At 71.5% G+C, this 25,216-nt stretch carries 25 protein-coding genes, 5 tRNA genes and 1 pseudogene; 21 read left to right on the forward strand and 10 right to left on the reverse strand.

What is annotated here, in order from left to right:
* Window positions 1–76: 76 nt before the first annotated feature.
* Both ACZ5CR_RS09080 and ACZ5CR_RS09085 read left to right on the forward strand, forming a co-directional pair.
* Window positions 77–592, forward strand: coding sequence for an RNA polymerase sigma factor (locus ACZ5CR_RS09080; RefSeq protein WP_468855189.1), 516 nt, complete (start codon window positions 77–79; stop codon window positions 590–592).
* Between the two features lie 37 nt (window positions 593–629).
* Entirely contained in the window at window positions 630–1,133 is a 504-nt protein-coding gene (locus ACZ5CR_RS09085) for a GNAT family N-acetyltransferase (RefSeq protein ID WP_468855192.1), read from the forward strand.
* A 77-nt stretch (window positions 1,134–1,210) separates the two neighbouring features.
* Here the strand turns inward: ACZ5CR_RS09085 and ACZ5CR_RS09090 are convergent, their stop codons facing one another.
* Together ACZ5CR_RS09090 and ACZ5CR_RS09095 are read right to left on the reverse strand one after the other, a co-directional pair.
* Window positions 1,211–1,648: a hypothetical protein gene (locus ACZ5CR_RS09090; protein ID WP_468855194.1), complete on the reverse strand. Its 438-nt coding sequence runs from the start codon at window positions 1,646–1,648 to the stop codon at window positions 1,211–1,213.
* 1 nt (window position 1,649) lies between these two features.
* Window positions 1,650–2,009: a hypothetical protein gene (locus ACZ5CR_RS09095; RefSeq protein WP_468855196.1), complete on the reverse strand. Its 360-nt coding sequence runs from the start codon at window positions 2,007–2,009 to the stop codon at window positions 1,650–1,652.
* Between the two features lie 70 nt (window positions 2,010–2,079).
* On the opposite strand from ACZ5CR_RS09095, the gene ACZ5CR_RS09100 reads away from it, so the two are divergent.
* The 10 genes from ACZ5CR_RS09100 to ACZ5CR_RS09145 all read left to right on the forward strand — a co-directional run bounded on the left by ACZ5CR_RS09100 (window position 2,080) and on the right by ACZ5CR_RS09145 (window position 15,456).
* Window positions 2,080–2,727, forward strand: a complete 648-nt coding sequence (locus tag ACZ5CR_RS09100) for an HAD family hydrolase (protein WP_468855198.1) — start codon at window positions 2,080–2,082, stop codon at window positions 2,725–2,727.
* Window positions 2,728–3,133: 406 nt separating this feature from the next.
* A complete protein-coding gene (locus ACZ5CR_RS09105) occupies window positions 3,134–4,192 on the forward strand; it encodes a methionine ABC transporter ATP-binding protein (protein WP_468855201.1) in 1,059 nt (352 codons plus the stop codon).
* Window positions 4,189–4,926 carry a methionine ABC transporter permease gene (locus ACZ5CR_RS09110; protein ID WP_468855204.1) on the forward strand — a complete coding sequence of 246 codons (738 nt, stop codon included), beginning with the start codon at window positions 4,189–4,191 and terminating at the stop codon, window positions 4,924–4,926. The genes ACZ5CR_RS09105 and ACZ5CR_RS09110 overlap by 4 nt, the downstream gene beginning before the upstream one ends.
* Before the next feature lie 56 nt (window positions 4,927–4,982).
* Window positions 4,983–5,816 (forward strand): MetQ/NlpA family ABC transporter substrate-binding protein, encoded by an 834-nt coding sequence (locus ACZ5CR_RS09115; protein WP_468855206.1) that lies wholly within the window; start codon window positions 4,983–4,985, stop codon window positions 5,814–5,816.
* A gap of 2 nt (window positions 5,817–5,818) precedes the next feature.
* Window positions 5,819–6,652 (forward strand): MetQ/NlpA family ABC transporter substrate-binding protein, encoded by an 834-nt coding sequence (locus tag ACZ5CR_RS09120; RefSeq protein ID WP_468855209.1) that lies wholly within the window; start codon window positions 5,819–5,821, stop codon window positions 6,650–6,652.
* 135 nt (window positions 6,653–6,787) lie between these two features.
* Window positions 6,788–7,429 carry a GNAT family N-acetyltransferase gene (locus tag ACZ5CR_RS09125; protein WP_468855211.1) on the forward strand — a complete coding sequence of 214 codons (642 nt, stop codon included), beginning with the start codon at window positions 6,788–6,790 and terminating at the stop codon, window positions 7,427–7,429.
* A 123-nt stretch (window positions 7,430–7,552) separates the two neighbouring features.
* On the forward strand, window positions 7,553–8,770 hold the full coding sequence (gene cbiE, locus ACZ5CR_RS09130) for a precorrin-6y C5,15-methyltransferase (decarboxylating) subunit CbiE (protein ID WP_468855214.1): 1,218 nt from the start codon (window positions 7,553–7,555) through the stop codon (window positions 8,768–8,770).
* A 401-nt stretch (window positions 8,771–9,171) separates the two neighbouring features.
* The gene (cobT, locus tag ACZ5CR_RS09135) at window positions 9,172–13,086 is read left to right on the forward strand and encodes a nicotinate-nucleotide--dimethylbenzimidazole phosphoribosyltransferase (protein WP_468855216.1); all 3,915 of its coding nucleotides are present in this window, start codon (window positions 9,172–9,174) and stop codon (window positions 13,084–13,086) included.
* A 176-nt stretch (window positions 13,087–13,262) separates the two neighbouring features.
* Entirely contained in the window at window positions 13,263–14,495 is a 1,233-nt protein-coding gene (gene cobA, locus ACZ5CR_RS09140) for a uroporphyrinogen-III C-methyltransferase (RefSeq protein WP_468855218.1), read from the forward strand.
* A 142-nt stretch (window positions 14,496–14,637) separates the two neighbouring features.
* Complete coding sequence (locus ACZ5CR_RS09145; RefSeq protein ID WP_389912053.1) at window positions 14,638–15,456, forward strand: TrmH family RNA methyltransferase; 819 nt, start codon at window positions 14,638–14,640, stop codon at window positions 15,454–15,456.
* On the opposite strand, the gene ACZ5CR_RS09150 is transcribed toward ACZ5CR_RS09145, so the two are convergent.
* On the reverse strand, window positions 15,447–16,763 hold the full coding sequence (locus ACZ5CR_RS09150) for a serine/threonine-protein kinase (protein WP_468855221.1): 1,317 nt from the start codon (window positions 16,761–16,763) through the stop codon (window positions 15,447–15,449). The genes ACZ5CR_RS09145 and ACZ5CR_RS09150 overlap by 10 nt on opposite strands.
* Before the next feature lie 196 nt (window positions 16,764–16,959).
* Here ACZ5CR_RS09150 and ACZ5CR_RS09155 point away from each other — a divergent pair.
* The 4 genes and pseudogenes from ACZ5CR_RS09155 to ACZ5CR_RS09170 all read left to right on the forward strand — a co-directional run.
* A pseudogene (locus ACZ5CR_RS09155) lies at window positions 16,960–17,250 on the forward strand (hypothetical protein); the annotation flags it as partial.
* Between the two features lie 227 nt (window positions 17,251–17,477).
* Window positions 17,478–17,684: a hypothetical protein gene (locus ACZ5CR_RS09160; RefSeq protein ID WP_160503827.1), complete on the forward strand. Its 207-nt coding sequence runs from the start codon at window positions 17,478–17,480 to the stop codon at window positions 17,682–17,684.
* 264 nt (window positions 17,685–17,948) lie between these two features.
* Window positions 17,949–18,893 (forward strand): aminoglycoside phosphotransferase family protein, encoded by a 945-nt coding sequence (locus tag ACZ5CR_RS09165; RefSeq protein WP_468855223.1) that lies wholly within the window; start codon window positions 17,949–17,951, stop codon window positions 18,891–18,893.
* 69 nt (window positions 18,894–18,962) lie between these two features.
* Window positions 18,963–19,277: a TFIIB-type zinc ribbon-containing protein gene (locus tag ACZ5CR_RS09170; protein ID WP_453530171.1), complete on the forward strand. Its 315-nt coding sequence runs from the start codon at window positions 18,963–18,965 to the stop codon at window positions 19,275–19,277.
* 60 nt (window positions 19,278–19,337) lie between these two features.
* Here ACZ5CR_RS09170 and ACZ5CR_RS09175 read toward each other — a convergent pair.
* The 5 genes from ACZ5CR_RS09175 to ACZ5CR_RS09195 form a co-directional block, all read right to left on the reverse strand.
* Window positions 19,338–19,412 (reverse strand) — tRNA-Val (locus tag ACZ5CR_RS09175).
* Between the two features lie 29 nt (window positions 19,413–19,441).
* Window positions 19,442–19,513 (reverse strand) — tRNA-Val (locus tag ACZ5CR_RS09180).
* A gap of 37 nt (window positions 19,514–19,550) precedes the next feature.
* Window positions 19,551–19,622 (reverse strand) — tRNA-Val (locus ACZ5CR_RS09185).
* 1 nt (window position 19,623) lies between these two features.
* Window positions 19,624–19,697, reverse strand: a tRNA-Cys gene (locus tag ACZ5CR_RS09190).
* Between the two features lie 39 nt (window positions 19,698–19,736).
* A tRNA-Gly gene (locus tag ACZ5CR_RS09195) sits at window positions 19,737–19,809 on the reverse strand.
* Window positions 19,810–19,972: 163 nt separating this feature from the next.
* On the opposite strand from ACZ5CR_RS09195, the gene ACZ5CR_RS09200 reads away from it, so the two are divergent.
* From ACZ5CR_RS09200 to ACZ5CR_RS09210, 3 genes are all read left to right on the forward strand, one after another.
* Window positions 19,973–21,061 carry a chorismate-binding protein gene (locus tag ACZ5CR_RS09200; protein ID WP_468855521.1) on the forward strand — a complete coding sequence of 363 codons (1,089 nt, stop codon included), beginning with the start codon at window positions 19,973–19,975 and terminating at the stop codon, window positions 21,059–21,061.
* The gene (locus ACZ5CR_RS09205) at window positions 21,058–21,879 is read left to right on the forward strand and encodes an aminotransferase class IV (RefSeq protein ID WP_468855524.1); all 822 of its coding nucleotides are present in this window, start codon (window positions 21,058–21,060) and stop codon (window positions 21,877–21,879) included. Before ACZ5CR_RS09200 ends, ACZ5CR_RS09205 begins: the two co-directional genes overlap by 4 nt.
* Before the next feature lie 74 nt (window positions 21,880–21,953).
* Window positions 21,954–22,778, forward strand: coding sequence for a GNAT family N-acetyltransferase (locus ACZ5CR_RS09210; RefSeq protein WP_468855227.1), 825 nt, complete (start codon window positions 21,954–21,956; stop codon window positions 22,776–22,778).
* Window positions 22,779–22,833: 55 nt separating this feature from the next.
* Here ACZ5CR_RS09210 and ACZ5CR_RS09215 read toward each other — a convergent pair whose 3' ends face one another.
* The gene (locus ACZ5CR_RS09215) at window positions 22,834–23,391 is read right to left on the reverse strand and encodes a DsbA family protein (RefSeq protein WP_468855230.1); all 558 of its coding nucleotides are present in this window, start codon (window positions 23,389–23,391) and stop codon (window positions 22,834–22,836) included.
* A 203-nt stretch (window positions 23,392–23,594) separates the two neighbouring features.
* Between ACZ5CR_RS09215 and ACZ5CR_RS09220 the strand changes: the two genes are divergently transcribed.
* Together ACZ5CR_RS09220 and ACZ5CR_RS09225 are read left to right on the forward strand one after the other, a co-directional pair.
* Window positions 23,595–24,041: a hypothetical protein gene (locus ACZ5CR_RS09220; protein ID WP_468855232.1), complete on the forward strand. Its 447-nt coding sequence runs from the start codon at window positions 23,595–23,597 to the stop codon at window positions 24,039–24,041.
* 211 nt (window positions 24,042–24,252) lie between these two features.
* Entirely contained in the window at window positions 24,253–24,423 is a 171-nt protein-coding gene (locus ACZ5CR_RS09225) for a hypothetical protein (RefSeq protein ID WP_389912073.1), read from the forward strand.
* Window positions 24,424–24,443: 20 nt separating this feature from the next.
* Here the strand turns inward: ACZ5CR_RS09225 and ACZ5CR_RS09230 are convergent, their stop codons facing one another.
* Window positions 24,444–25,016, reverse strand: coding sequence for a CGNR zinc finger domain-containing protein (locus ACZ5CR_RS09230; protein ID WP_468855235.1), 573 nt, complete (start codon window positions 25,014–25,016; stop codon window positions 24,444–24,446).
* Window positions 25,017–25,216: the final 200 nt, after the last annotated feature.

The following is a 25,216-nucleotide window of genomic DNA, read 5'->3' on the forward strand; positions in this document are numbered from 1 at the left end:
GATCGCGCGGCCCCGGTTGGGGTGACAGACGGCCGCTCCGGCAACCTCCTGCCGGGGCGGCCGCGTCCCGCCCTGCATGACTCACTCGCTCATCCCCGCGCTGCGTCCGCTGCTCGCCGCCGAGGCCTCCGCCGCGGCACACGGCTCCGGCACCGACCCCGGCGACCTCGAACAGGCCGTCTGGCTGCGCCTCCTCGAACGCATGGACGCCGCCGACCCGCCCGCCGACCCGGCCGGCTGGCTGCGGGCCGCCGTGGCGTCCGAGGCCCGCAGCACCCGGCGTACGGCAGAGCGCGAAGCGGCGTACGCGACCGAGCCCGCCGACGACACGGAGGGCGGACCCGAGCAGCGCGCCCTGCGGGCCGACCGCTACCGCACCCTGCACGCGGCGGTGCGCAGACTGCCCGGCCGCTGCCCCGGCCTCATGGCGGCGCTGCTGTCCCCCAAGGACCTCACCTACCGCGAGATCGCGGGCGAGTTGGGAATGTCACAGGGCAGTCTGGGGCCGGAACGCTCCCGTTGTCTGGGGTGCCTTCGCAGAATGCTCGCGGCGGAGGTTGCAGTTCCCGAACCGCGGGGAATGGAGCGGTAGACAACCGGCGGAGCAGGTGAGCGGGAGGCATGCACACATGGGCATGAGCGTGACCATCTCGGAGGCGGGCGGGCAGGACGCCGAGAAGATCCTCAAACTGCAGTACCTGTGCTACCAGAGCGAGGCCGAGCTGTACGGCGACTACTCCATCGAGCCGCTCACGCAGTCCCTCGACTCCATCAAGGCCGAACTGACCACGGGCAGCGTGCTGGTGGCCCGGCTCGGCGACGAGGTCGTCGCGTCGGTGCGCGGCACGGTCGGCCCCGACGGCACGGCGCGGATCGACAAACTGATCGTCCATCCCAGGATGCAGCGGCACGGTCTGGGCGGCAGGCTCCTGGACGCGATAGAGGGGCGGCTCGGCGCGGGCGGCACCGCCAAGTGCTTCCAGCTCTCCAGCGGCCATCGCAGCGAGCAGAACCTCCAGCTCTACCGCAAACACGGTTACGTTTCGGTGGGCGCCCAGCAGGTGAACGAACGGCTCACGGTGGTCACCCTCGCCAAGGAGATCGGCGCGAGCGCCTTGGCGACCAGCGTCTGAGCGCACGCCGGGCGGTCGCGGGCTGTGGCTGGTCGTGCCCGCGCGGCGCAGCCGCACCAGGTCACAGCCCCGCGCCCCTACGGGGCGCTCTTCCTCCGCGCCTTGTTCAGCCAGAAGATCGCCGTCACCGGAAGGATCACCGGGATGAACAGATAGCCCATTCCGAAGTCCGACCACACCGTGGCGTCGGGGAAGGCGGACGGCTCGACGAGCGTCCAGGTCCCCACGGCCAGGACGCCCACCAGCTCGGCGGCGCAGCACACCAGCGCCGCCTTGCGGGCCTTGTCGCCGCCGCGCACGAGCGAGTACGTGATGAAGCCGTAGACGAGCCCGGCGAGCGCGGACAGCGTGTACGCGAGCGGCGCCTTGTGGAAGTCCGTCGAGATCTGCACGGCGGAACGCGACACGGCGCCGACCACCATCACCCCGTACAGCCACACCAGAAGGATGCCGGGCCCGCCGATCAGCCTCTGCCGGGTGGGGGTCCCGTGCTTCTCGGGCTCTGTCACCGTCACCTCAGCCTCCCCAGATGTCGTAGAGCCGCACCTGGAGCACGGCGAGGACCACGCCGCCCGCGGCGACCGTGACGGAGCCCCACCGGGTGCGCTCGGCGAGAGACATGAAGCCCGCGGCCGGGACGCAGGCGAAGGCGCCGATCAAATACGACACGAAGATCGTCGTGCCCTGCTCGGGCTTCTCGCCCCGCGCCAGCTGGACGATGCCGACGATCAGCTGGACCGTGGCAAGGAACGTCACCACGGCCATGCCGATGAAGTGCCAGTCCTTGGTCGGCTGGTCCCGGTAGGCGGCGAAACCGCACCACGCGGCGAGCGCGAGCGCGGCCACGGCGGTCGCGATCGTCAGGGCAACAAGCATGCGGTGACTTTATTACGGGCCCTATGACCCGATGCGCGCACCCCTGGGGTGCCCCGTACGCTCGGACACCATGAAGATCCACGCTGAAGCGCTCCTGTTCGACAACGACGGCACCCTCATCTCCTCCATGGAGTCGGTGTACCGCTGCTGGAGCCGCCTGGCGCAGGAGTACGGGATCTCCGCCGAGGAATTCGAGCGGGTCGAGCTGCACGGCCGCCCCGCCGCCGAGATCATCGCCGACATGCTGCCCGCCGAGCGCGTGGCCGAGGCCGTGGCCCGCATCGAGGAGCTGGAGGTCTCGGACGTCGAGGGCGGTGTCGTCCTGCTTCCCGGCACCCGTGAGCTGCTTGAATCCCTGCCCCCGGAGCGCTGGGCCGTCGTCACCTCCGCCGGGCGGCGCCTCGCCGAGGCGCGGCTCGCCGAGGTCGGCATCGCCCCCGCGATGCTGATCGCCGCCGACGACATCACGCGCGGCAAGCCCGACCCGGAGCCCTTCCTGCTCGCGGCCGCGAAACTGGGCGTCGACCCGGCGCGCTGCGTGGTCTTCGAGGACGCCCCCGCGGGTCTCACGGCGGGACGCGCGGCCGGTATGACCACCGTGGCGTTGGCCACAACGCACACCGCGGGCGAGCTCTCCGCCGACGTCGTGGTGAAGGACCTCTCGGCCGTGTCCGCACTGGCCACCGAGGGTGGCGTGGAGATCACCGCCGAGGACTGAGCACCCGCCGTCCGCCGTCCACACCTGTCCACCGACTGTCCGTATAGCGGACGAGAGTGACAGGTCGCGGACACGTGCGTGTTTTACTGGTCCACATGACCACGACGAGCAGCCGCACCCTTGCGACCGAGGCGATCACGACGCCCGGTGCTCGTTGTATGTGTCGAATGTGCGCCTTCTGAGGGCCCCCGCACCACCCCTGAGCATCGCGCCCCGAAGCGAAGCCGCTGTGCCACGCCCCTATGCGACGTACGCCTTACCGGCGACATGACGTAGGAAGCGAGCCTGCCCCGCGCACACGTCCTCCGGTTCTTTTCGCCACCGCGAGAAACCGTGCCGCGTTCCCCACGAATGCCCCGTGCCCGGCGAGAACCGCGCCGCGCACTCGACAGTGACGGAAACCCCTGTGATCACCACTTCCGGCCTCACCAAGGTCTACCGCTCACGCGGTCGTGAAGTAACTGCCCTCGACGGCGTCGATCTGCATGTCCGCGAAGGCGAGGTGTACGGCGTCATCGGCCAGTCCGGCGCCGGTAAATCCTCCCTGATCCGCTGCGTGAACCTCCTGGAGCGTCCCACCGCCGGCACCGTGACCGTCGCCGGCCAGGACCTCACCGCCCTCGCGGGGCGCGGCAGCCGCGCGAGCAAGGACCTGCGCCGTGCGCGCAGCCGCATCGGCATGGTCTTCCAGCACTTCAACCTGCTGTCCTCGCGCACCGTCAAGGACAACGTCGAGCTGCCCCTGGAGATCCTCGGACTCAGCGGCGCCGAGCGCTCCCGCAAGGCGCTCGAACTGCTCGACCTCGTCGGCCTCGCCGACAAGGCGAAGTCCTACCCGGCGCAGCTCTCCGGCGGCCAGAAGCAGCGCGTCGGCATCGCCCGCGCGCTCGCGGGCGACCCGAAGGTGCTGCTCTCCGACGAGGCCACCAGTGCCCTGGACCCGGAGACCACCCGCTCCATCCTCCAGCTTCTGCGCGACCTCAACCGGCAGCTCGGCCTGACCGTCCTGCTGATCACGCACGAGATGGACGTCGTCAAGAGCGTCTGCGACTCCGCCGCCCTCATGGAGAACGGGCAGATCGTCGAGTCCGGCACCGTCACCGAGCTGCTCGCGACGCCCGGATCCGAGCTGGCCGCCGCGCTCTTCCCGGTCAGCGGCGAGCCGACGGGCGAGGACCGCACCGTCGTCGACGTGACCTTCCACGGCGAGGCCGCGACCCAGCCGGTCATCTCCCAGCTGTCGCGCACGTACAACATCGACATCTCGATCCTCGGCGCCGCGATGGACACCGTCGCGGGCAAGCAGGTCGGCCGCATGCGCATCGAGCTGCCGGGCCGCTTCGAGGAGAACGTCGTGCCGATCGGCTTCCTGCGCGAGCAGGGACTGCAGGTGGACATCGCGGGCGAGGACCCCGCGACCACCCCGAAGGACAGCACGCTGCTGGTCAAGGAAGGTGCCAAGTGACCTGGTCGGAGATGCAGCCCCTGCTGGAGCAGGCCTGTTGGGACACCCTCTACATGGTCGGCTGGTCGACACTGATAGCCGTCGTCGCCGGACTGCCGCTCGGCATCCTGCTGGTCCTCACCGACCGGGGCGGGCTGCTGCAGAACACGGTCCTGAACAAGCTCATCGGGCAGATCGTGAACATCGCGCGCTCGATGCCCTTCATCATCCTCATGGTCGCCCTGATGGGCTTCACACGCTGGATCACGGGGACGACGATCGGCCGCGAGGCCGCCATCGTGCCGCTCGCGATCGGTGCGACGCCGTTCTTCGCGCGTCTCGTGGAGACCGCCGTGCGCGAGGTCGACGGCGGCCTCGTCGAGGCCGTGCAGTCGATGGGCGGCAACACTTGGACCATCGTGCGCAAGGTCCTCGTACCGGAGTCGCTGCCCTCGCTGATCTCCAGCACCACCACGACGATCGTCACGATCATCGGCTACTCGGCCATCACCGGCGCCGTCGGCGCGGGCGGCCTCGGTGACATCGCGATCCGCTACGGATACCAGCGCTTCGAGACCGAACTGATGTGGATCACCGTCGGCGTCCTCGCCGTCGTCATCTCGATCATCCAGTTCGCGGGGGACTACGCGGCCCGCAGGCTGCACCGGCGCGGCGGCCACTCGGGCGCCGCTCCCAAGCTGCGCCTGCTCAAGCTCAAGGCGTCGACCCCGCCGCCCCCGACCCCCTCGGTCTGAACCCACCCCGCACACCCCACCGCGGGGCGTACCACCCATGGAGAAAGGCACTTTTCGTGCGTAACACCGCCAAGATCACCACCGCTGTCCTCGCTGCCGGAGCCCTCACCCTCGGGCTCTCCGCGTGCGGCTCCGACAAGGACTCCGCGGGCGACAAGGACGGCAAGCTCATTGTCGCCGCGACCCCGACGCCGCAGGGCGAGATCCTCGACTACGTCAAGCAGAACCTCGCCAAGAAGGCCGGCCTCGACCTCGAGGTCAAGGAGTTCACCGACTACGTCACCCCGAACACCGCCGTCCAGCAGGGCGAGGTCTTCGCGAACTACTTCCAGCACAAGCCGTACCTCGACGACTTCAACAAGAAGAACGGGACGGACATCGTGCCCGTCCCGAACGCGACGGTGCACCTGGAGCCGCTCGGCGTCTACTCCAAGAGCGTCAAGAAGCTCGACGACCTCAAGAGCGGCGCCACGGTCGCTCTGCCGAACGACACCACCAACGAGGCCCGCGCGCTCAAGCTCCTGGCCGACAACGGCCTGATCGAGCTCAAGAAGGGCGTCGGCTACGACGCGACGCCCAAGGACGTCTCGAAGAACCCGAAGAACATCAAGTTCAAGGAGCTCGAGGCGGCTCAGGTGCCCCGCTCCCTCGGTGACGTCGACGCCGCGGTGATCAACGGCAACTACGCTCTTGAGGCCAAGCTCAGCCCGGCCAAGGACGCCATCGTCGCCGAGCCCGCCAAGGGCAACCCCTACGGCAACTTCCTCGCCGTGAAGAAGGGCGACGAGAACGACCCGCGCGTGAAGAAGCTCGCCAAGCTCCTCACCTCGCCCGAGGTCAAGAAGTTCATCGACGACAAGTACGACGGCGCCGTCGTCGCGGCGTTCTGATCATGCGTACGCACGTCATGGCGGCCGCCGCCGGAGCACTCGCCCTCACGCTGGGCCTGACCGCCTGCGGCAGCGAATCGGCCTCCGGCTCGGGAAGCGGCGACGGTGACACGCTCACCGTCGGCGCCACCCCGACCCCGGCCGGCGAAGTCCTCACGTACATCAAGGAGAACCTCGCGAAGAAGGAGGGACTCGACCTCAGGATCACGGAGTTCACGGACTACGTCACGCCGAACACCGCGCTCCAGGAAGGCTCCCTCGACGCCAACCTCTACCAGCACACCCCGTACCTCGAGGACTTCAACAAGTCCAAGGGGACGAGTCTCGTGCCGGTGACCGAGGTCTACCTGCCCGCCCTTGGCGTGTACGCGAAGAAGACGAAGGACGTCGCCGAGCTGCCCGCCGGTGCCACCGTCGCCGTTCCGAACGACACCACCAACGAGGGCAGGGCGCTCCAACTCCTCGCCTCCAAGGGGCTCATCGGGCTCAAGAAGGGGGCCGGTTCGACCGCGACCCCCGAGGACATCACGTCCAACCCGAAGAAGCTCACCATCAAGCCGCTGGAACCCGCCCAGCTGCCGCGTGCCCTGGAGGACGTCGAGGCGGCGGCGATCAACAACAACTACGCCCTCGACGCCGGGCTCGACCCCAAGAAGGAAGCCATCCTTCTCGAGTCGCCCAAGGACAATCCGTACAACAACGTCCTCGCCGTCAAGAAGGGCGACCAGGACGATCCCCGGGTGAGGAAGCTGGCCAAGCTGCTCACTTCACCCCAGGTGAAGCAGTTCATCGAGGACAAGTACAAGGGCTCCGTCCTGCCCGTCGAAACGAGCTGACGCACAGTCCGTTTCCGCCCTCACCACGGGGTCCACTCCTGATACGGGAGCGGACCCCGTGGTGGGTTTGCGCGCCGACATGCTGCATGCTGGGCTCTTCAGCAGGCCCGAGGGTTCCAGGTTACGGAGCAGCGCATGACTACCTTCCCCGACATCTCCATCAGCACGGAGCGGTTGGTGCTGCGCCCGTTCGAAGACGCCGACGTCTCCGCGTACGCGGAGATGATGAACGACGAGATGGTCACCGCCTGGACCTCCGCACCCCAGCCCTACACCGAGGACGACGCCCGCGACTGGATCACCCGGCTCGCGCCCGCCGAGCGCACCGAGGGCCACGGAATCGCCCTCGCCGTCACCGAGTTCCTCACCCAGCGCCTGGTCGGCACGGTGCAACTGCGCGACACCAGCTGGCGCGTGCGCTCCTGCGAACTCAACTACGTCGTCGCACCCTGGGCCCGCGGCGAGGGCTACGCATCGGAGGCGGCGCTCGCCATCGCCCAGTGGCTCTTCAACGACCAGCGCTTCGAGCGCATCGAGCTGCGCACCGCCGCCGACAACACGGCGGCCCAGCAGGTCGCGCAGAAGATCGGCTGCATCAGCGAGGGAGTCCTGCGGGGCGCCTGGATAGCGCGTACGAGGAACGGCGGGGACCCGTTCGGCGGCTGGATCGAGGTCCGCACCGACCTCATCGTGTGGAGCCTGCTCCCCGAGGATCTCGAAGGGGTCGGCGAGCAGCTCGCGGACAGCGGGTTCAGCGCGTTCTCCGAGTGGAACTGACCCCTTGAGCACCTGAGGCCCCCACCAGGTACGCTCGCCCCTGGTCGTACGCGGTTGCCCCCTACACGCGAAGCCCGGCCGCCCCAGACACCACGCGAGAACCGACCCAGGAGACAGACGAAGATGGCCGACCGCGTCACGGTGATCGGCTGGGACGGTTCGCCGCTGACCGCCGCCGCTCGCTCGGCGCTCGGCGCCGCCACTCTCGTCGCGGGCGCCGCCCACCACCTGGCGCTCACCGAAGTGCCACCGGCCGCCGAACGGATCCGCCTGGGCAGCGTGAGCCTGGCCGCCCGCCGCATCGCCGCCCACCGCGGCACCGCCGTGGTCCTCGCCGACGGCGACCCCGGCTTCTTCGGCGTCGTACGTACCCTGCGCGCCCCCGAATTCGGCCTTGAGGTCGAAGTGGTGCCCGCCGTCTCCTCCGTCGCCCAGGCCTTCGCCCGCGCCGGCATGCCCTGGGACGACGCCGAGGTCGTGGTCGCCCACCCGCGCACCCTGCGCCGCGCGGTGAACGTCTGCCGCGCGCACACCAAGGTCGCCGTCCTCACCTCGCCGGGGGCGGGCCCGGCCGAGCTCGGTCTGCTCCTCCAGGGCGTGCACCGCACCTTCGTGATCTGCGAGGAGCTCGGCACCGAGCGCGAACAGGTCACCGTCCTCACCTCGGACAAGGCCGCCGACCACACCTGGCGCGACCCGAACGTCGTCATCGTCATCGGCGGTCCGGCCGCCGCGTCCGACACCGGCTGGATCGCCGGGCGCGACCCGGGCACCCCGCGCGGCTGGGCGCTGCCCGCCCCCGCCTACGGGGGCGAGGCCCAGCTCGGCGAGGGCGAGAGCGACCGTCTGCGGGCCGCCCAACTCGCCCGCACCGGCCCGCGCGTGGGCGACCTGGTCTGGGACATCGGCTGCGGCAGCGGCGCGTTCTCCGCGGAGGCCGCCCGCTTCGGCGCCGCCGTCATCGCCGTCGACGCCGACCCCGACGCCTGCGCACGCACCATGTCGGTCGCCCGTCACTTCGGCGTCCAGCCGCAGATCGTCCACGGCACGGCGCCGCACATCCTCGAAGACCTGCCCGAGCCCGACGTCGTACGGGTCGGGGGCGGGGGAGCCGAGGTCGTCTCGGCCGTCGCCGACCGCCGCCCGGAGCGCATCGTGACGCACGCGTCGACCCGGGACGCCGCCGAACTCATCGGCAGGGGCCTGACGGAGCACGGATACGCGGTGGAGTGCGCGCTGCTCCAGTCCGTCGAGCTGGACACGCGCGCGTGGACAGAGCGTGAGCGGACCGTGGTCTTCCTGCTCTCGGGAACTTTGGGGCGGCTCGAAGAGCCTCGTTGAGGGGTGGTGGCCCGGCGACGGGCGGGCTTGCCCGATCGCGCCCCGTGACCCTGCTGCCGCACGGTGCGGGGTAGGCTGGCCGATTGTTGTACCGCACCGAGTGCCCGGCAAATAGTTGTCCAATGTCCGGAAAGCTCGCCCGTTTTGGGGGGTGTGTGGTACGGCAGGACCGGAGGGCGCGCAACGTGGCGCAGCCCACAGCGGGCCGTTGCGGATCAAGCCGCCGCGGTGGCAGGCCGACCGGGACAATGCCTGTTGTCCGTACGCGGTTCGTGCCGCGCGGCGTGCACGCTCGTTGAGGATGACGGGCGGTTGGTGCGCCGCTCCGGGCAATGGGGCTTCCCCGGCCAAAGGCTGAGGGGCGGTCGAAGAAGCACTAACCGATGGGCGAGGGGTTACGCATGACCGACACCGGCCAGGTCCCGGGCGAGGGACTGCCGGAGAACGCAGGCATGGTGGAGCAGCCGGGCGTCCCCGCCCCGGGTGCGTACACCTACCTGGACCCCTCCGAGAATCCCGCCGAGAGCGTCGCCCCCGCCGACGATGACGACCTTCTGCTGATGCCGGGTGCCCAGGGCGCCTGGAGCGAGCCGCAGTCGGCTGCCGACCAGTACGGGGTCGCCCAGAGCGGGACCGCGCAGCACGGCGTCGCTCAGCCGGTGGGTGCGCAGCCCGTGGGTGCTCCGGTGGGCGCTGCTGTGGGTGCTCCCGCGGGTGTCCAGCAGCAGGGCACGGGGCAGTACGCGGGTGACCCGTCTCCGGCGGACCAGTACGCGGCCGGTCAGCCCGTGGCCGAGCCGTCCGTGGGGGACCAGTCCCTCAACGGCCAGTCCGTCGGTGGCCGGCACTCGGCCGGTCATTCGCTGGGCGGGCAGCAGTCGCTCGGGCAGCCGCAGGCCGTGCACCAGCCGGGCCCGCACGAGACGGCAGGACGCGACAGCGGCTCGGTCGACCTGAACGGCGTCCAGCTGCCCGGCGCGCCCACGCCGGCGCCCGCCTCGCACCCCGGTCCCTCGCGCCGTCCGCTGCACCGGGGTCCTTCGGGTCCCGTCGTGCCCGACGGCACGGGGAGTCCCGTACGTTCGCTCGCCGACCGCGGCCCGGCCGGCGCCCCGCAGCACGCCGTGCCCGTGCGGCACGCGGGTCCGCCGACCGTGGGGCCCGAGTACCTCGACATCCCGCGTGACGACGAAGGGATGCCGGGACCGCAGCTCGGCGAGATCGCGCCGCAGGGTGCCCCGCCGTGGACGCCTCAGCCGCAGCCTGCGCAGTCCCCCCAGCCCTCGCAGGCCGTCGCACCAGCAGAAACGGTCGTCCCGGACGCCACGCCCGTCACAGAGGACGCGCAGGACCCTCAGGACGCGCAGAGTGCTCAGGACGCACAGGGCACGCCGGACTCACTCGCCACCGAGGCCCCGCAGCCCGAGGCGACGCCCTCCGCCGCACCCGGCACGCCTGCCGCCCCTGCCGCAGAGACGCCCGCCGCGGCCTTCCCGCAGGCCGCGGACGCCGCCGACCCCGTGATCGCGCAAGGCGCCGAGGCCGACGACCAGTTCGCGCACGCCGTCGCCGAGGCCGGGCAGCCCGCGTTCGCCGTGGCCGCCGAGCAGCCGTCGGCCGTATCGGCCGTGGACCCGTCGGTGCCCGCCCCGGAGGCGAGCCAGGAGCTCCCGCCCACCGCCGACGCCGAGCAGATGGCCGCCGTCGGCCGGACCGCGCACGCGTCCGGCTCCGGCCAGCCGCAGTTCGCCGTGGCCGGAGCGCAGCCCTGGTCGGACGCGCCGCTCGCGGCCGCCGGGCACACGGCGCAGGGCCCGCACATCCCGCAGGGCCCGCACATCCCGCAGGCCCCCCAGCAGCCGGAGGCCGTCGTGGCCCAGGCGCCCATGCCCCTCGGCCAGTTCGTGCCCGTCGAGGGCTCGGTGCCGACCACGCCCCACCTGGCCCCGACGCCGCCGCACGCCCTGTCCGTGCCCCCGGAGCACTTCGAGGCCCCGCAGCCCGAAGCCCCCGAGGCGCAGCCGGAGCCCGTCGCCGTACCGACAGCCGACGTCCCTCAGACGCCGGGCACCCCGGAGGCCCCCGAGCCCGCGGCCGTCGCCGAAGCCGCAGAGGCCGCAGAGGCCACTGAGGTCCCTGCGGCCCCTGAGGCACCTGAGATCGCCGAAGTCACTGAGGCCGTCGAAGTCGCAGAGGCACCCGAGCCCGCGTCACCGCAGCCCGTGGCCACCGTGCCCGCGCCGCGCGACGGGGGAGAGCCCGCGGCGGAGACCCCCGTACCCGAAGCGGTGGAAGAGCCCGTGGCGCACGCGCCCGAACCGACGGACACGGCAGCCGCCGAAGCCCTGCCCCTCGAAGTGAGCGAACTCCCCGCTGAAGCACCCGCTGAAGCACCCGCCGAAGCGGAGGCAGCGACAGAAGCAGTGGCCGAGGCCCCCGAGCCCGCGGCCGTCGCCGAAGCCGCGCCGCCCGTCGAGGCGCCGGAAGCCACGGACGAGGCGGCTGCCGCCCCGGAGCCCGCCCCTGAGCCCGTTCAGGAGCCGATCCAGGAGCCGCTGCCGGAAGCGGTTCAGCAGCCGGAGACGCCCGCCGCCCCCGCCTACGACGACGCCGAGCGCGAAGCCGTCCTGCGCGTCATGCGCGAACGCCGCGACATCCGCAACGGCTTCCGCAGCGACGCCATCCCGCACGAGGTCCTGCTCCGCGTCCTGGAGGCGGCCCACACCGCGCCCTCCGTGGGCCACTCCCAGCCCTGGGACTTCGTCGTCATCCGCTCGGCCGACACCCGGCGCACGATGCACGAGCTGGCCATGCGCCAGAAGGACGCGTACGCGAAGTCGCTCCCGAAGGGCCGCGCGAAGCAGTTCAAGGAACTGAAGATCGAGGCGATCCTCGACACCCCGGTGAACATCGTCGTCACCGCCGACCCGACCCGTGGCGGCCGCCACACCCTGGGCCGCCACACGCAGCCGCAGATGGCTCCGTACTCCTCGGCCCTCGCCGTCGAGAACCTCTGGCTGGCGGCGCGCGCCGAGGGCCTCGGTGTCGGCTGGGTCAGTTTCTTCGACGAACGCGAGATGGTCAGGACCCTCGGCCTGCCCGAGCACCTCGAAGTGGTGGCCTACCTCTGTGTCGGATACGTCGACGAGTTCCCCGAGGAGCCCGAGCTGATGCAGGCGGGCTGGTCCAAGCGCCGCCCGCTCTCCTGGGTGGTCCACGAGGAGACGTACGGCCGTCGTGCCCTGCCCGGCGAGGACCCGCACGATCTGCTCGCCGAGACCGTGTCCAACATCCGCCCGCTGGACGCCAAGGCGCTCGGTGAGGCGTGGGAGCGGCAGAAGCGCATGACGAAGCCGCCGGGCGCGCTCGGCATGCTGGAGATCATCTCCGCCCAGCTGTCCGGCCTCTCGCGGCAGTGCCCGCCGCCGATCCCGGAGCCCGCGGCCGTCGCGATCTTCGCGGGCGACCACGGCGTGCACGCCCAGGGCGTCACCGCCTGGCCCCAGGAGGTGACCGCGCAGATGGTCGCCAACTTCCTCGGCGGCGGCGCGGTCTGCAACGCCTTCGCCAACCAGGTCGGCGCCGAGGTCTGCGTCATCGACGTGGGCGTGGCGAGTGAGCTCCCTGCCACCCCGGGCCTGTTGCCCCGCAAGATCCGCGCGGGCACTGCTGACATGACGACAGGGCCCGCGCTGAGCCGCGAGGAGGTCAAGGCGGCCATCGAGGTCGGCATCGAGACCGCCCGCGACCTGGTGGCCGCGGGCAACAAGGCCCTGCTCACCGGCGAGATGGGCATCGCGAACACCACGGCGTCCGCGGCCCTCATCTCCGTCTACACGGACACCGACCCGGGCGAGGTGACCGGCCGCGGCACCGGCATCAACGACGAGATGCACAGCCGCAAGGTCGACGTCGTGCGCCGCGCCCTCGAACTGCACCAGCCCGACCCGGCCGACCCGATCGGCGTCCTCGCGGCGATCGGCGGCCTGGAGCACGCGGCGATGGTGGGCCTGCTGCTCGGCGGCGCTTCCCTGCGTACCGCCGTCATCCTGGACGGCGTGAGCGCCGGCGCGGCGGCCCTGGTCGCCCGGGCCATCGCCCCCGAGGTCCTCGCGGCCTGCATCGCGGGCCACCGCAGCGCGGAGCCGGGCCACGTGGCGGCCCTCAACAAGCTGGGCCTGCGCCCCTTGGTCGACCTCGACCTCCGCCTGGGCGAGGGCACCGGCGCCCTCCTGGCCCTCCCGGTGGTCCAGAGCGCGGCCCGTGCGATGCACGAGGTGGCCACGTTCGACTCGGCAGGTGTGACGGAGAAGTAGTTCACGACGGGGCCCGGGGCGGAGCCCCGGTTTCGGGAAGGGGCGGGCTGGGGGAGAGACCCCATCCCGCCCCAGCCATACTGAACCCGCACGTCAAAGCAGCAACGCAACGCAGCCGCCCCACCGTCGCAGCGGCACCCGCAAAGCCCCGCGCCCCGCACGAGGAGCCACCCGCCATGGCCGAAAACCCCGCCTACCCCGTAGGCCTCCGCCTCACCGCCCGCCGCACGGTCGTGCTCGGCGGCGGCCAGGTGGCCCAGCGCCGCCTCCCCGCCCTGATCGGTGCGGGTGCCGACATCCTCCTCGTATCGCCGACGGCGACCCCCTCCGTGGAGGCCATGGCGGACGCGGGCGAGATCAGCTGGGAGCGCCGCCGCTACGAGAGCGGCGACCTCAAGGACGCCTGGTACGCCCTCATCGCCACCAGCGACCCCGAGGCCAACACGGCGGCCTCCGCCGAAGCGGAGGCGGAGCGCGTCTGGTGCGTCCGCTCCGACGACGCGGAGGAAGCCACCGCCCTCACCCCGGCGACCGGCCGCTCCGAAGGCGTCACCGTCGCCATCCTCACCACGGACATCGACGGCCGTGACCCCCGCCGTACGGCCGCCATCCGTGACGCGGTCGTCGAGGGGCTGCGCGACGGGACCCTCGTGGCGCCCCAGCAGCGCAGCCGCACCGCCGGCGTCGCCCTCGTCGGCGGCGGCCCCGGCGACCCGGACCTCATCACGGTCCGCGGCCGTCGTCTCCTCGCCGAGGCGGACGTGGTCATCGCCGACCGGCTCGGCCCCCGCGACCTGCTCGACGAACTCCCGCCGCACGTCGAGGTGATCGACGCCGCGAAGATCCCGTACGGCCGCTTCATGGCTCAAGAGGCCATCAACAACGCCCTCATCGAGCACGCGAAGCAGGGCAAGTCGGTCGTCCGTCTGAAGGGCGGCGACCCCTTCGTCTTCGGGCGTGGCATGGAGGAGGCCCAGGCGCTCGCCGAGGCGGGCATCTCCTGCACGGTGGTCCCCGGCATCTCCAGCTCGATCTCCGTGCCGGGCGCGGCGGGCATCCCCGTCACGCACCGCGGGGTCGCCCACGAGTTCACGGTGGTCAGCGGGCATGTGGCCCCGGACGACGAGCGCTCCCTTGTCGACTGGCCGTCCCTGGCCAAGCTGCGCGGCACCCTCGTGATCCTGATGGGCGTGGACAAGATCGGCAAGATCGCCGAGGCGCTCACCGCGCACGGCCGGTCGCCCCAGACCCCCGTCGCCCTGATCCAGGAGGGCACCACCGCGGCCCAGCGCCGCGTGGACGCCACCCTCGCGACGGTCGCCGCCGAGGTCGCCGCCCACGAGGTGAAGCCCCCGGCGGTGATCGTCATCGGCGAGGTGGTGAACGTGGGTCCGGGCGGCCCCGCTTAACGAGTCCGGGCCCTCCCCGCGTAGCCCTCGGCCATCACGGGCCCCACACGCCCCCTGGCCACCCCGAGCCCCACGTAACCACCGGTAACCCAACCCGCTCCAAGGCGTTGGCACCACACCCAGGACAAGGCAGTATCACCCTGTGGCTGATCTCATCACCGTTGACGACCCCGCCGACCCGCGCCTGAGCGACTACACGGGCCTGACCGACGTCGAACTGCGCCGCAAGCGGGAGCCCGCCGAGGGCCTCTTCATCGCCGAGGGCGAGAAGGTGATCAGACGGGCCAGGCAGGCGGGCTACGAGATGCGCTCGATGCTGCTCTCCGCGAAGTGGGTCGACGTCATGCGGGACGTCATCGACGAGGTCCCGGCCCCCGTGTACGCGGTCAACCCCGACCTGGCCGAGCAGGTCACCGGCTACCACGTGCACCGGGGCGCCCTCGCCTCGATGCAGCGCAAACCACTGCCGACGTCGGACGAACTCCTGACCAGGGCGCGCCGCGTCGTCGTCATGGAGTCGGTCAACGACCACACCAACATCGGTGCGATCTTCCGCAGCGCCGCCGCCCTCGGCATGGACGCGGTCCTGCTCTCACCGGACTGCGCGGACCCCCTCTACCGCCGCTCGGTGAAGGTCTCCATGGGCGCGGTCTTCTCCGTCCCCTACGCCCGCCTCGAATCCTGGCCCAAGGGCCTGGAGGGCGTACGCGAAGCGGGCTTCAACCTCCTCGCGCTCACCCCGGACGAGAAGGCGAAGACCCTGGACGAGGCGGCGCCCCACCGGATGGACCGGGTCGCGCTGATGCTCGGCGCGGAGGGCGACGGCCTCTCCACGCAGGCCCTGGTCGCCGCGGACGAGTGGGTCCGCATCCCGATGGCCCACGGCGTCGACTCCCTGAACGTGGGAGCGGCGGCCGCGGTCGCGTTCTACGCGGTGGCGACGGGCCGCCCTCAGCTCTGAGGGCCGGGCCCCGGGTCCTGCCGCGGGATCTCCTGCACGGCGTGCACCTCGTGTGCGCCGCCGCCGCTGCCGCCGAGCCCGCGCGCGGGCCCCTGGCAGCCCTGGGCCGCCGCGATCGCCAGGGCCACGAGCAGCGTCACGACCACGAACACGAAGAGCCGCTGCCGCAGCAGGCGCGGATTGGCGGGCCGCCGCGCGCCGGAGCGTGTCGTGTTGCGGGGCTGCCCGGGTCGTGAGGCGGACCGTGCGGAACTGGATCCGGGGCGCGAGGAATTCGGCCGCGAGGATCCGGTGCGCGACGAACCGTTCCGTGCTGAGCCGGTCCGCGAGGAACCCGGCCGTGACGAAGCCGGCCGCGGCGGGGGAGTGCCCTGCGGATGACGCCGCTGGGTCTGCTGATCCGCGTACTCCTCGGCCAGGCGTCCCGTGGGCCGGTCGTGGCTCTGGCGGGGCGCGGGCGGCCGGGGGTCGCCCAGGCCCTGTGCCTCGCGGGCCGCGATCTCCTTGAGCCTGAGCGACAGTTGGAGCGTGCTGGGACGCTCCTCGGGGTCCTTGGCGAGGCAGGCCCGGATCAGCGGGGCGAGCGCGTCCGGGACCCCGCCGAGCTGCGCCTCCTCATGGACGACGCGGTAGAGCATGACCTCTGAACTGCCGTGTCCGAAGGGTGAGTCCGCCATCCCCGCGTACGCCAGCGTGGCGCCGAGGGCGAACACGTCCGTGGCGGGCGTGACGGCGGCGCCGCGCACCTGCTCGGGCGCGAGGAAGCCGGGCGATCCGACGGCGGTGCCCACGTGTGTCAGGGTCGAGGCGCCGGTGGCCCAGGCGATGCCGAAGTCGATGATCCGCGGACCCTTCGGGGACAGCAGGATGTTCGACGGCTTCAGGTCACGGTGTACGACACCGGCTTCGTGTACGGCGACGAGGCCTTCGGCGAGCGCCGAGCCGACGACCGCCACGTCGGCCGCGGAGAGCGGTCCTTCGGCGGCGACCTTGTCGTGCAGGGAGGGGCCGGGAACGTACTGCGTGGCGAACCACGGCCGGTCGGCGTCGAGATCGGCGGCGACGAGCCGCGCCGTGCAGCCCCCGCGAATCCGCCGGGCCGCGGAGACCTCCCGCGCGAAGCGCGAGCGGAACTCCTCGTCCTCTGCCAGATCGGGCCGGATCACCTTCAGGGCGACGCGCTGCCCCCGCCGGTCCGACCCCAGGTAGACGACACCCATGCCGCCGGCGCCCAGCCGCCTGTGCAGTCTGAACGAGCCGACGACACGCGGGTCCTCGCGCCGGAGCCGCATCATCGCCATGTCCATCCCTGCTGCCCGGTCCGTTGTCGTGCCACAGCTTACGTTTCCATGGCCGGGCAGGTGCAGAGGCCGCGCCCTCGCGGCCCGACCGATTGTCAGTGCCGGGTGGGAAACTTGAGGAGTGGTCAGGGACGCGGGGGCGGGCGACCGGTGTGCGGGGCCGTCGTTCCCAACCATCCATCACCGAAGGGGGATTGATTCCGTGAAGGGTGATCGCCTGGAGATGGTCGTGGACGCCGGGGACACGACACGTACGTACGAGGTGGTGGCGAGGCGGGCGGGCCGCCGGATGGAGACAGCGGTCCGCGGAGGGGTGGTCGAAGTGAGCGAAGTCACCCGCTGAGGGGCCCCGCGTCCTTCAGACGGTGGGGGAGGCTCCGTCGTGCGGACGGCACGGCCCATGTCGACCCGTGTCCTGACTCTGGTCGAGCAACCCGTGCTCAGAGAGGGCGCATCCGAGCAGGCGGCCCGCGTCCCCTCCGGGAAGACCCCGAGACCTAGGACCCCGTCTCCACCCACGGGAGTACACGAGCGACGATCGGTCATCCTCCGGGAGGCCCGGCAATCGGTACGAGGGCATGACGCCCCGGGTCTTGGGCGCACCTAGATTTGAAGTCAAGCGGCGGGTGCAGCACTCGTCCCCCGAGGTCAGGCACCCGCCGCCGCACAGTTCACGCAGTTCCTACAGAAGTTCATACAGACTCGGTCAGGAGAGGAACCATGGCGGACACGGCACCGCGGGCAATGATCCGCACGCAAGGACGGAAGGCCTTCGCCACGTTCGGCGTCCGCCCGTCCGGCACGCGCCACCCCCTGGTGGCGACGGCCATGGTTCTTCCTCTGGCGGCCCTGCTGGTAGTCGTCTTCGGCGGCTGGGAAGCAGTGGTCACACAGGCGTCGTCCGTGGGCGTGATGCTGGGGCGCTGAGCGGCGCCCCAGGCCCGGATGAGCGGTCCGGGCGGGGACATCCGGCCAGGAAACCCCGTGGGGACGGGGGTGCGGCGGACGGCACGAGAAATGCCCGCGCAGCTGGGGAGCTGCGCGGGCACTTCTTTGCGCGGGGCTCCGCCGGTGTCCTTGTGCCGCCCTCGATCACCGGCTTCGCCGAGCTCGTCCTCAAACGCCGGACGGGCTGGATATCCAGCCCGCGTACTCTCACGGGGACGCCGATCGACGCACCCCGGGGGACCTGTGACCGCCACCGCCTTGCTGCCGGCGCTGACCGCCAAGGTCCGCAGCACAGCCCACCGCACCCCGCGCACCTGCGTCTGCGCCCCCGAAGCGGTCCTCGCGGACCGGGACGACGCCACCGTCGTCCGGCACGGGGACACCGTCGCCAAGGCTCACGCCCCCGGCACCGACCCCACGGAGCTCGCGGCCCGCCTGAAGGTAGCCGCCGCCCTGAACGGCACCCTCCTCCCTCCGCTCGACGAGACGGCGATCCCGCTCCACGGCCGTCTGGTCACTCTCTGGGAGGCCGGTACCCCGGTGGACCGCGACGACCCCGACGCCGCTCCCTGGGAAGCAACCGCGACCCTCCTCGCCCGCCTGCACGCCACACCCACGGCCGAGCTCCCCCCTGCGCTCCCGGACATGCGCGGCCCCATGAAGGCCGCCCTGGCGATGACGCGGATGAGGGACGCGGGACCCCACCCCGCGGCCGTCCCCGTCGAGCGCGCCTGGGCCACGCTCCCCGGCTGGGCCCGCGCCGAGGCCCCCGCACCGCTCCCGGGGCTCCTGTGCCACGGCGACCTGCACCTGGGCCAGCTGGTCCGCACATCAGCGGGGCGCTGGCTGCTCATCGACGTCGACGATCTGGGCCTTGGTGACCCGGCCTGGGACCTGGCCCGCCCCGCGGCCTGGTACGCCTGCGGCCTCCTGCCCGCGGACGAGTGGACCCGCTTCCTCACCGCCTACCGCGCGGCACGCGGACCGGCGCTGCCGGCGGACGGCACGGACCCCTGGCCCGCCCTCGACATACCGGCCCGCGCCCTCACCACGCAGACCGCCGCCCTGGCGGTCGCCAAGTCCGTCAGGGAGCGCAGGACCCTGGACGAGATCGAGCAGGCGTTGGTCGACGCCTGTGATCGAATGTCCGCCCTCCCGCCGGAGTTGGCGCCCACCTCCACGAAGTAGGGTGCAACGCACCGAAGCCGGGCAGTCTTCCGGCGAAACAGTCACGACCGGCGAGGAGTTGAGCCGACCATGCAGTGTCCCAAGTGCCATGCACCGATGCACACGTACAACCGCAATGGCGTCCAGATCGAGCAGTGCAGCGGTTGCCGCGGGATATTCCTCGACTATGGCGAGCTCGAGGCCCTGAGCCGGGTCGAGAGTCAGTGGGGCGGCCAGCAGGCCCCGCCTCCGCCGCCCGGCCCGCAGGGATACCCGGCCGCTCCCGCCCCGGCATGGGGTGCTCCGCAGCACGGCGGTCACCACGGCGGCCACGGTGGACACGGCGGGCACTACGGCCACAACCAGCGCCACAAGAGCTTCGGACACATGCTCTTCTCCTCCTGATCCTGACCGGAGGAACGACGAAGCCCCCGGCCATGGGAACGGCCGGGGGCTTCATGCGGATGGTGCGCGATACTGGGATTGAACCAGTGACCTCTTCCGTGTCAGGGAAGCGCTCTCCCGCTGAGCTAATCGCGCGGGTCAACCTGCGTGTGGTGCGTACTGCGTGCGCGATACTGGGATTGAACCAGTGACCTCTTCCGTGTCAGGGAAGCGCTCTCCCGCTGAGCTAATCGCGCGGGGATCCTTGCGGACCTGGACTTCAGTTGTGCTGCGTGCGCGATACTGGGATTGAACCAGTGACCTCTTCCGTGTCAGGGAAGCGCTCTCCCGCTGAGCTAATCGCGCTTGGAGGTGGAGACGGGATTTGAACCCGTGTAGACGGCTTTGCAGGCCGTTGCCTCGCCTCTCGGCCACTCCACCAGGAGTGCGGGGGGTCGGGAAGATCCCCCACTTCCTGCGAGCGGACGACCAGGTTCGAACTGGCGACCTCAACCTTGGCAAGGTTGCGCTCTACCAACTGAGCTACGTCCGCTTGTCTTTCCCGGCCCGCTCACGCGTCCCGGCGACGTGTTGAACTCTAGCGGATTCCTGGGCCAGTACAAAAACGCGTTTGCGCAGCGTGCTGCGCTGTCACCGGCCCGGGGCGCCACCAGGACCCCGGTCATAGACTCGCAGACGTGCACAGCGCTCCTCAGATGTCCTCGCGGCCGCCCTCCGGGGCGGCTCTGCCCATGGCGCGCTTCGGCGGCCTGCTCGCGACCGGCCTCAAGGATGTGACCAGCGATCCCTCGGCTCTCGACTCCCGCGGTTTCTGGGCGGTCTGCGCGAGTTTCGAGGGCGATCTGGTCTGCGCCCGCTTCGACGACGTACGCGAGGAGCCGGTGCCCGCTCCGGCGCCCGGGGCGTGGCAGGGCCCGGCCGCCGGTGACTGGACGTCGTCGCTCGACCGCACCGCGTACGTGGACGGCGTACGACGCGTGCGCGAACACATCGCGGCGGGCGACGTCTATCAGGCGAACCTCTGCCGCGTGCTGTCCGCGCCGGTTCCGGGCGGCGGGGAGGGCGGGGACGGTGGGGATGCCGCGGACATCGACGCCCTGACCGCGCTGCTGGCGCGCGGGAACCCCGCTCCGTACGCCGGGACGATCCGGCTGCCCGGGCACGGCGTCGAGATAGCGACGGCGTCGCCCGAGCTGTTCCTGAGGCGCGAGGGGCGTGTCGTCGAGTCGGGGCCGATCAAGGGCACGGGCCGGACCGAGGCGGATCTCCTCGAGAAGGACTACGCCGAGAACGTCATGATCGTGGATCTCGTCCGCAACGACCTCGGGCGGATATGCGTCACCGGCTCCGTGACCGTCCCCGATCTGTGCGTGGTCGAGAAGCACCCCGGGCTCGTCCACCTCGTCTCCACCGTCCGGGGCGAGCTCCGCCCCGACACCGGCTGGCCCGAACTCCTCGACGCCACCTTCCCGCCCGGCTCCGTCACCGGCGCCCCCAAGTCCAGCGCCCTGCGCATCATCGACGCCCTGGAGACCGCGCACCGCGGTCCGTACTGCGGCGGCATCGGCTGGGTCGACGCCGACCGGGGCACCGGTGAACTGGCCGTCGGTATTCGCACCTTCTGGATCGACCGCGCTCAGGGCGTGCTGCGGTTCGGCACCGGGGCGGGGATCACCTGGGGTTCGGACCCCGAGGGGGAGTGGCGGGAGACCGAACTGAAGGCGGAACGGCTGTTGGCGGTAGCGTCGGGAGCGTACGAAGCGAACGGAGGGACCCCATGGTGAAGATCTGGCTCAATGGCGGCCTGCAGGACCTCGAGACCGCCCGCGTCTCCGTGCTCGACCACGGCCTCACCGTCGGCGACGGAATCTTCGAGACGGTGAAGTCGGTCGAGGGGCGGCCCTTCGCGCTGACCCGGCACCTGGACCGGCTCGCCCGTTCGGCACGCGGCCTCGGCCTGCCCGAGCCGGACCTCGACGAGGTGCGCGCGGCCTGCGCCGCGGTTCTCGACGCCAACCCGATGCCGCTGGGGCGGCTGCGCATCACGTACACCGGAGGTCTCTCACCGCTCGGCTCCGACCGGGGTGATCAGGGGCAGACCCTGGTCGTCGCCATCGGCGAGGCCCAGCGGCGGCCCGACACGACCGCCGTGATCACGGTGCCGTGGGCCCGCAACGAACGCGGCGCCCTGACCGGCCTGAAGACCACGTCGTACGCCGAGAACGTCGTCGCCCTCGCGCGCGCCCACGAACGGAGCGCTTCGGAGGCGCTGTTCGCCAACACGGTGGGCCGGCTGTGCGAAGGCACGGGATCGAACGTCTTTGTCGTGCTCGACGGCGAGATCCACACGCCGCCGGTCGCTTCCGGGTGCCTGGCGGGCATCACGCGCGCGTTGGCCGTCGACTGGACGAACGCGCGCGAGACGGATCTGCCGTTCGACGTCCTCGACCGCGCCGACGAGGTGTTCCTGACCTCGACGCTCCGTGACGTCCAGGCCGTGCACCGGATCGACGGGCGCGAACTGCCGGGCGCACCGGGCCCGGTGACCGCCAAGGCGATGCGGATCTTCGACGAGCGCGCGGCGGACGACCTCGACCCGTGACCGGTTGGGTGACAGACCGCAAGTGCACGTATTCCTGATGACGCTCGAGCCGCAGGGCGGGTAGAACACCACTGATGACCACGACCCTGCGGCCGACCGGGCCGCTTCAGCAGAGCGCTGACGGCGCCAAGTCACGCACGTACGAAGTGCGCGTGAACAGCCGTCCTGTGGGCGGGATAGAACTCGCCACGCACGCCGTGTTCGGGCCACGCGTCGCCGAGATGCGGGACCTGAGCATCGACGAACCCGACCGCAGGCGCGGGCGTGCCACCGTCGCCGTGCTCGCCGCCGAGGAGGTGGTGCGCGGCTGGGACTGCAACCGGATCGAAGTGGCCGTGCCCGCCGAGGCCGCGGCGGCCCACCGCCTCGCCGTCTCCCTCGGCTATGTGGAGCGCAACCGCCAGATGGTCAAGCCCCTGACCGCCGAGCCGCCCGCGCTGCCCGCGGGCGTCGAGGGGCGGGAGATGACCGAGGACGAGTACGAGGTCTGGCTGGCCCGCGAGAAGGAGGACTACGCGCAGACCTGGATCGAGCGCGGGGTCCCGGAGGCGGAGGCGCGGGCCAAGTCCGACGCCGACCACGCCGACCATCTGCCCCAAGGCCTCGCCACCCCCGGCACCAGCCTCAGCGTGCTCACCCACGAGGGCACGAAGGTCGGCACCCTGTGGCTCGCGCTGCGCGACGGCGACGCGTTCGTCTTCGACGTCGAGGTCGACGAGCAGTACCGCGGACTCGGCCACGGCCGTTCCCTGATGCTCCTGGCGGAGACGCAGGCCCGCGCGGTGGGCCTGCGCCGCATCGGCCTCAACGTCTTCGCGGGCAACACCCCGGCCCTGCGCCTGTACGAGTCCCTCGGCTACGAACCGGTCATGTACTACGTCTACAAGCAGCTGCTCTAGAAGACTCCAGGAGCTTCAGGAGGTACTTCAGGAGGCTTAGAGGCTTCAGAAGGTACTAGGAGAGGTGCTGGGAGCCGTCCTGCCCGGAGGCCGCGAGCAGGAGGTCCGTCATCTCCTCGACGCGTTCACGCAGGCCGTCCTGGCTCTTGCCGCCGTCGAGGCGCTCGCCCCCGATGACGTACGTCGGGGTCCCGGTGACGCCGATCGCCTTGCCCTCGGCCTGGTCGGCGTCGACGATCAGGATGTGCCGACCGTCGACGAGGGCGGTGTCGAACTCCTCGGCGTCCAGGCCGAGCGCGCGTGCGGTCTCGATGAGGAAGGGCTCGCCCTTGCGGTCGAGCTCCTCGACGTTGGCGAGCACGGCCTCGACGTACGGCCAGCCCTGTCCCTGCTCGAAGGCCTCCTCGGCGGCCTGGGCGGCGGCGAAGGCGTGCTTGTGCTTCTCGAGGGGGAAGTGCCGCAGGCGCAGGTCGACGCGGTCGCCGTAGTGCTCACGGAGCGCGCGTACGTCGTCGAGGGCGGTCCGGCAGTCCGGGCACTGAAGCTCGCACCAGATGTCGATGACGAGGGGACCGTTGGGGCTGGTGGGGGCCGCGGGGACAGAGTCGCTCATGGGGCACAGTCTTCCAGCCCGAGAGCGCCCTCCCAACCCGGGCCGCGGCGGCGACCGGAACCTGCGGAGGAGGCGTGACCCTGATATGTCCCTGAAGTCCGCTCGGGGCGTGGCCTGTGAGGGCCCACCCGGTGCAGGATGGAGGGGAAGACAGTGTTCACGCCACCGTCTGCGCCCGCACGCCGCACGCCTGGAGGATCCGGATGATTGCCGAGACCGTCTGTTCCGCCGTATCCGCGGCCGGCCTCGGCATTGCCGCGATCACGGCCTACCGCAAGCGTTTCCTCGCGGCGACGCGCCTCGCCGCCTATTCCCTGGTCCCGGTCGGCCTGGTGATGACCGGCGTCGTCGGATGGCTGGCCGACACCGCCTTCAGCATGAAGGCCTGGGTGGGCTTCGGCGTCCTCGGCGTCGCCTGGCTGCTCTTCATGACCACCCGTGCCGTGGAGCGCCGATCCGGCGGCACCCGCAAGGAGCGCAAGGCCGCGAAGGCGGCCCAGCGCGAGGCGGTGGCCCCCGCGGCGTCCGCGCCGTCCCTCGGCCAGGGCGCCCGCCCGGCCGCCCAGGCCGCGGACCGCCCGAAGGCGGCGGCCGCGCCCAAGGAGGACTTCAGCGACATCGAGGCGATCCTGAAGAAGCACGGCATCTGACGTCAACAACCGTCCGCGTCCGACGGGCAGGAGAGTCCCTCGTTCGTGTGGACGGCGGTGCCGCCGAGTCCGGCGGGGTGCGTCGCTGACGAGCCATGAACGGGACATGCGGTATTCGGACTTGTGCAGGTGGCGCAATGCGGCGAACTCCCGCGGTTTCCTGACGTGTTGGTAACCGGCACCCCCGGGACTGCGTCATCATCGCCGCGAGATGCAGGACACCGCACAGGGCGATGCCGCCCCGCCGAACGATGAGCGAGCCGCGACAGAAGAGCCCAAGGGTTGTCTGTTCGCGCTCTCCCAGCCACCCCTGATGATCTTCCTGGCGGTGATCGGTGTCCTGATCCTGATGGGGTCGTTGCACGATCTGCTGGGGCTCTAGGGGCCGCCGCGGCTACGGGCTCAGCGTGCCGCTTCCTTGCGCCGGGCCCGGTAGGCGGCGACGTGCAGCCGGTTTCCGCAGGTGCGGCTGTCGCAGTAGCGGCGCGAGCGGTTGCGGGAGAGGTCGACGAAAGCGTGCCGGCAGTCCGGCGCCTCGCAGCGCCGCAGCCGCTCCTGCTCACCGGCGACCACGAAGAACGCGAGCGCCATCCCGCAGTCCGCCGCGAGGTGGTCGGCGATGGAGGCCCCGGGCGCGAAGTAGTGCACGTGCCAGTCGTAACCGTCGTGGTCGGTGAGCCGGGGGGTGGTGCCCGCCTCCGCGATCAGTTCGTTGATCACCGCCGCCGCGGCCTGCGGCTCCGGCGCCGCGAAGACTTCGTGGAAGCGGCCGCGGATGTGCCGGACGCCGGCGAGGTCACGCTCCGAGAGCACGCCTACGTCACTTATGTCGTGGCTTCGTACGAATTCGGCGAGGGCTGCCACGTCCGCGAGACCGTCCGTCTCCGCGCTCGCGCCGCCCTCGGTGTCCGGTGCGGTGTTCACCAGATCGACCACCGCGTCGAGTGCGCATCGGGTGTCGTGGGTGATCAGCACGATTTGCTCCCTGGCCTGGGGGTAGTGGGATCTCCCCCGCTCATTGAGAGCTTGGAAGGGTGCCCGCCGATGCAGGCCGATGCTAGCGGCTTCACGACACGACACACCGGCGGGGGGGGGGGGGGGGGGGGGGGGGGGGGGGGGGGGGGGGGGGGGGGGGGGGGGGGTGGGGGTGGGGGGGGGGGGGTGGGAGACGGAGA

It is taken from the genome of Streptomyces sp. NPDC031274, assembly GCF_055570235.1.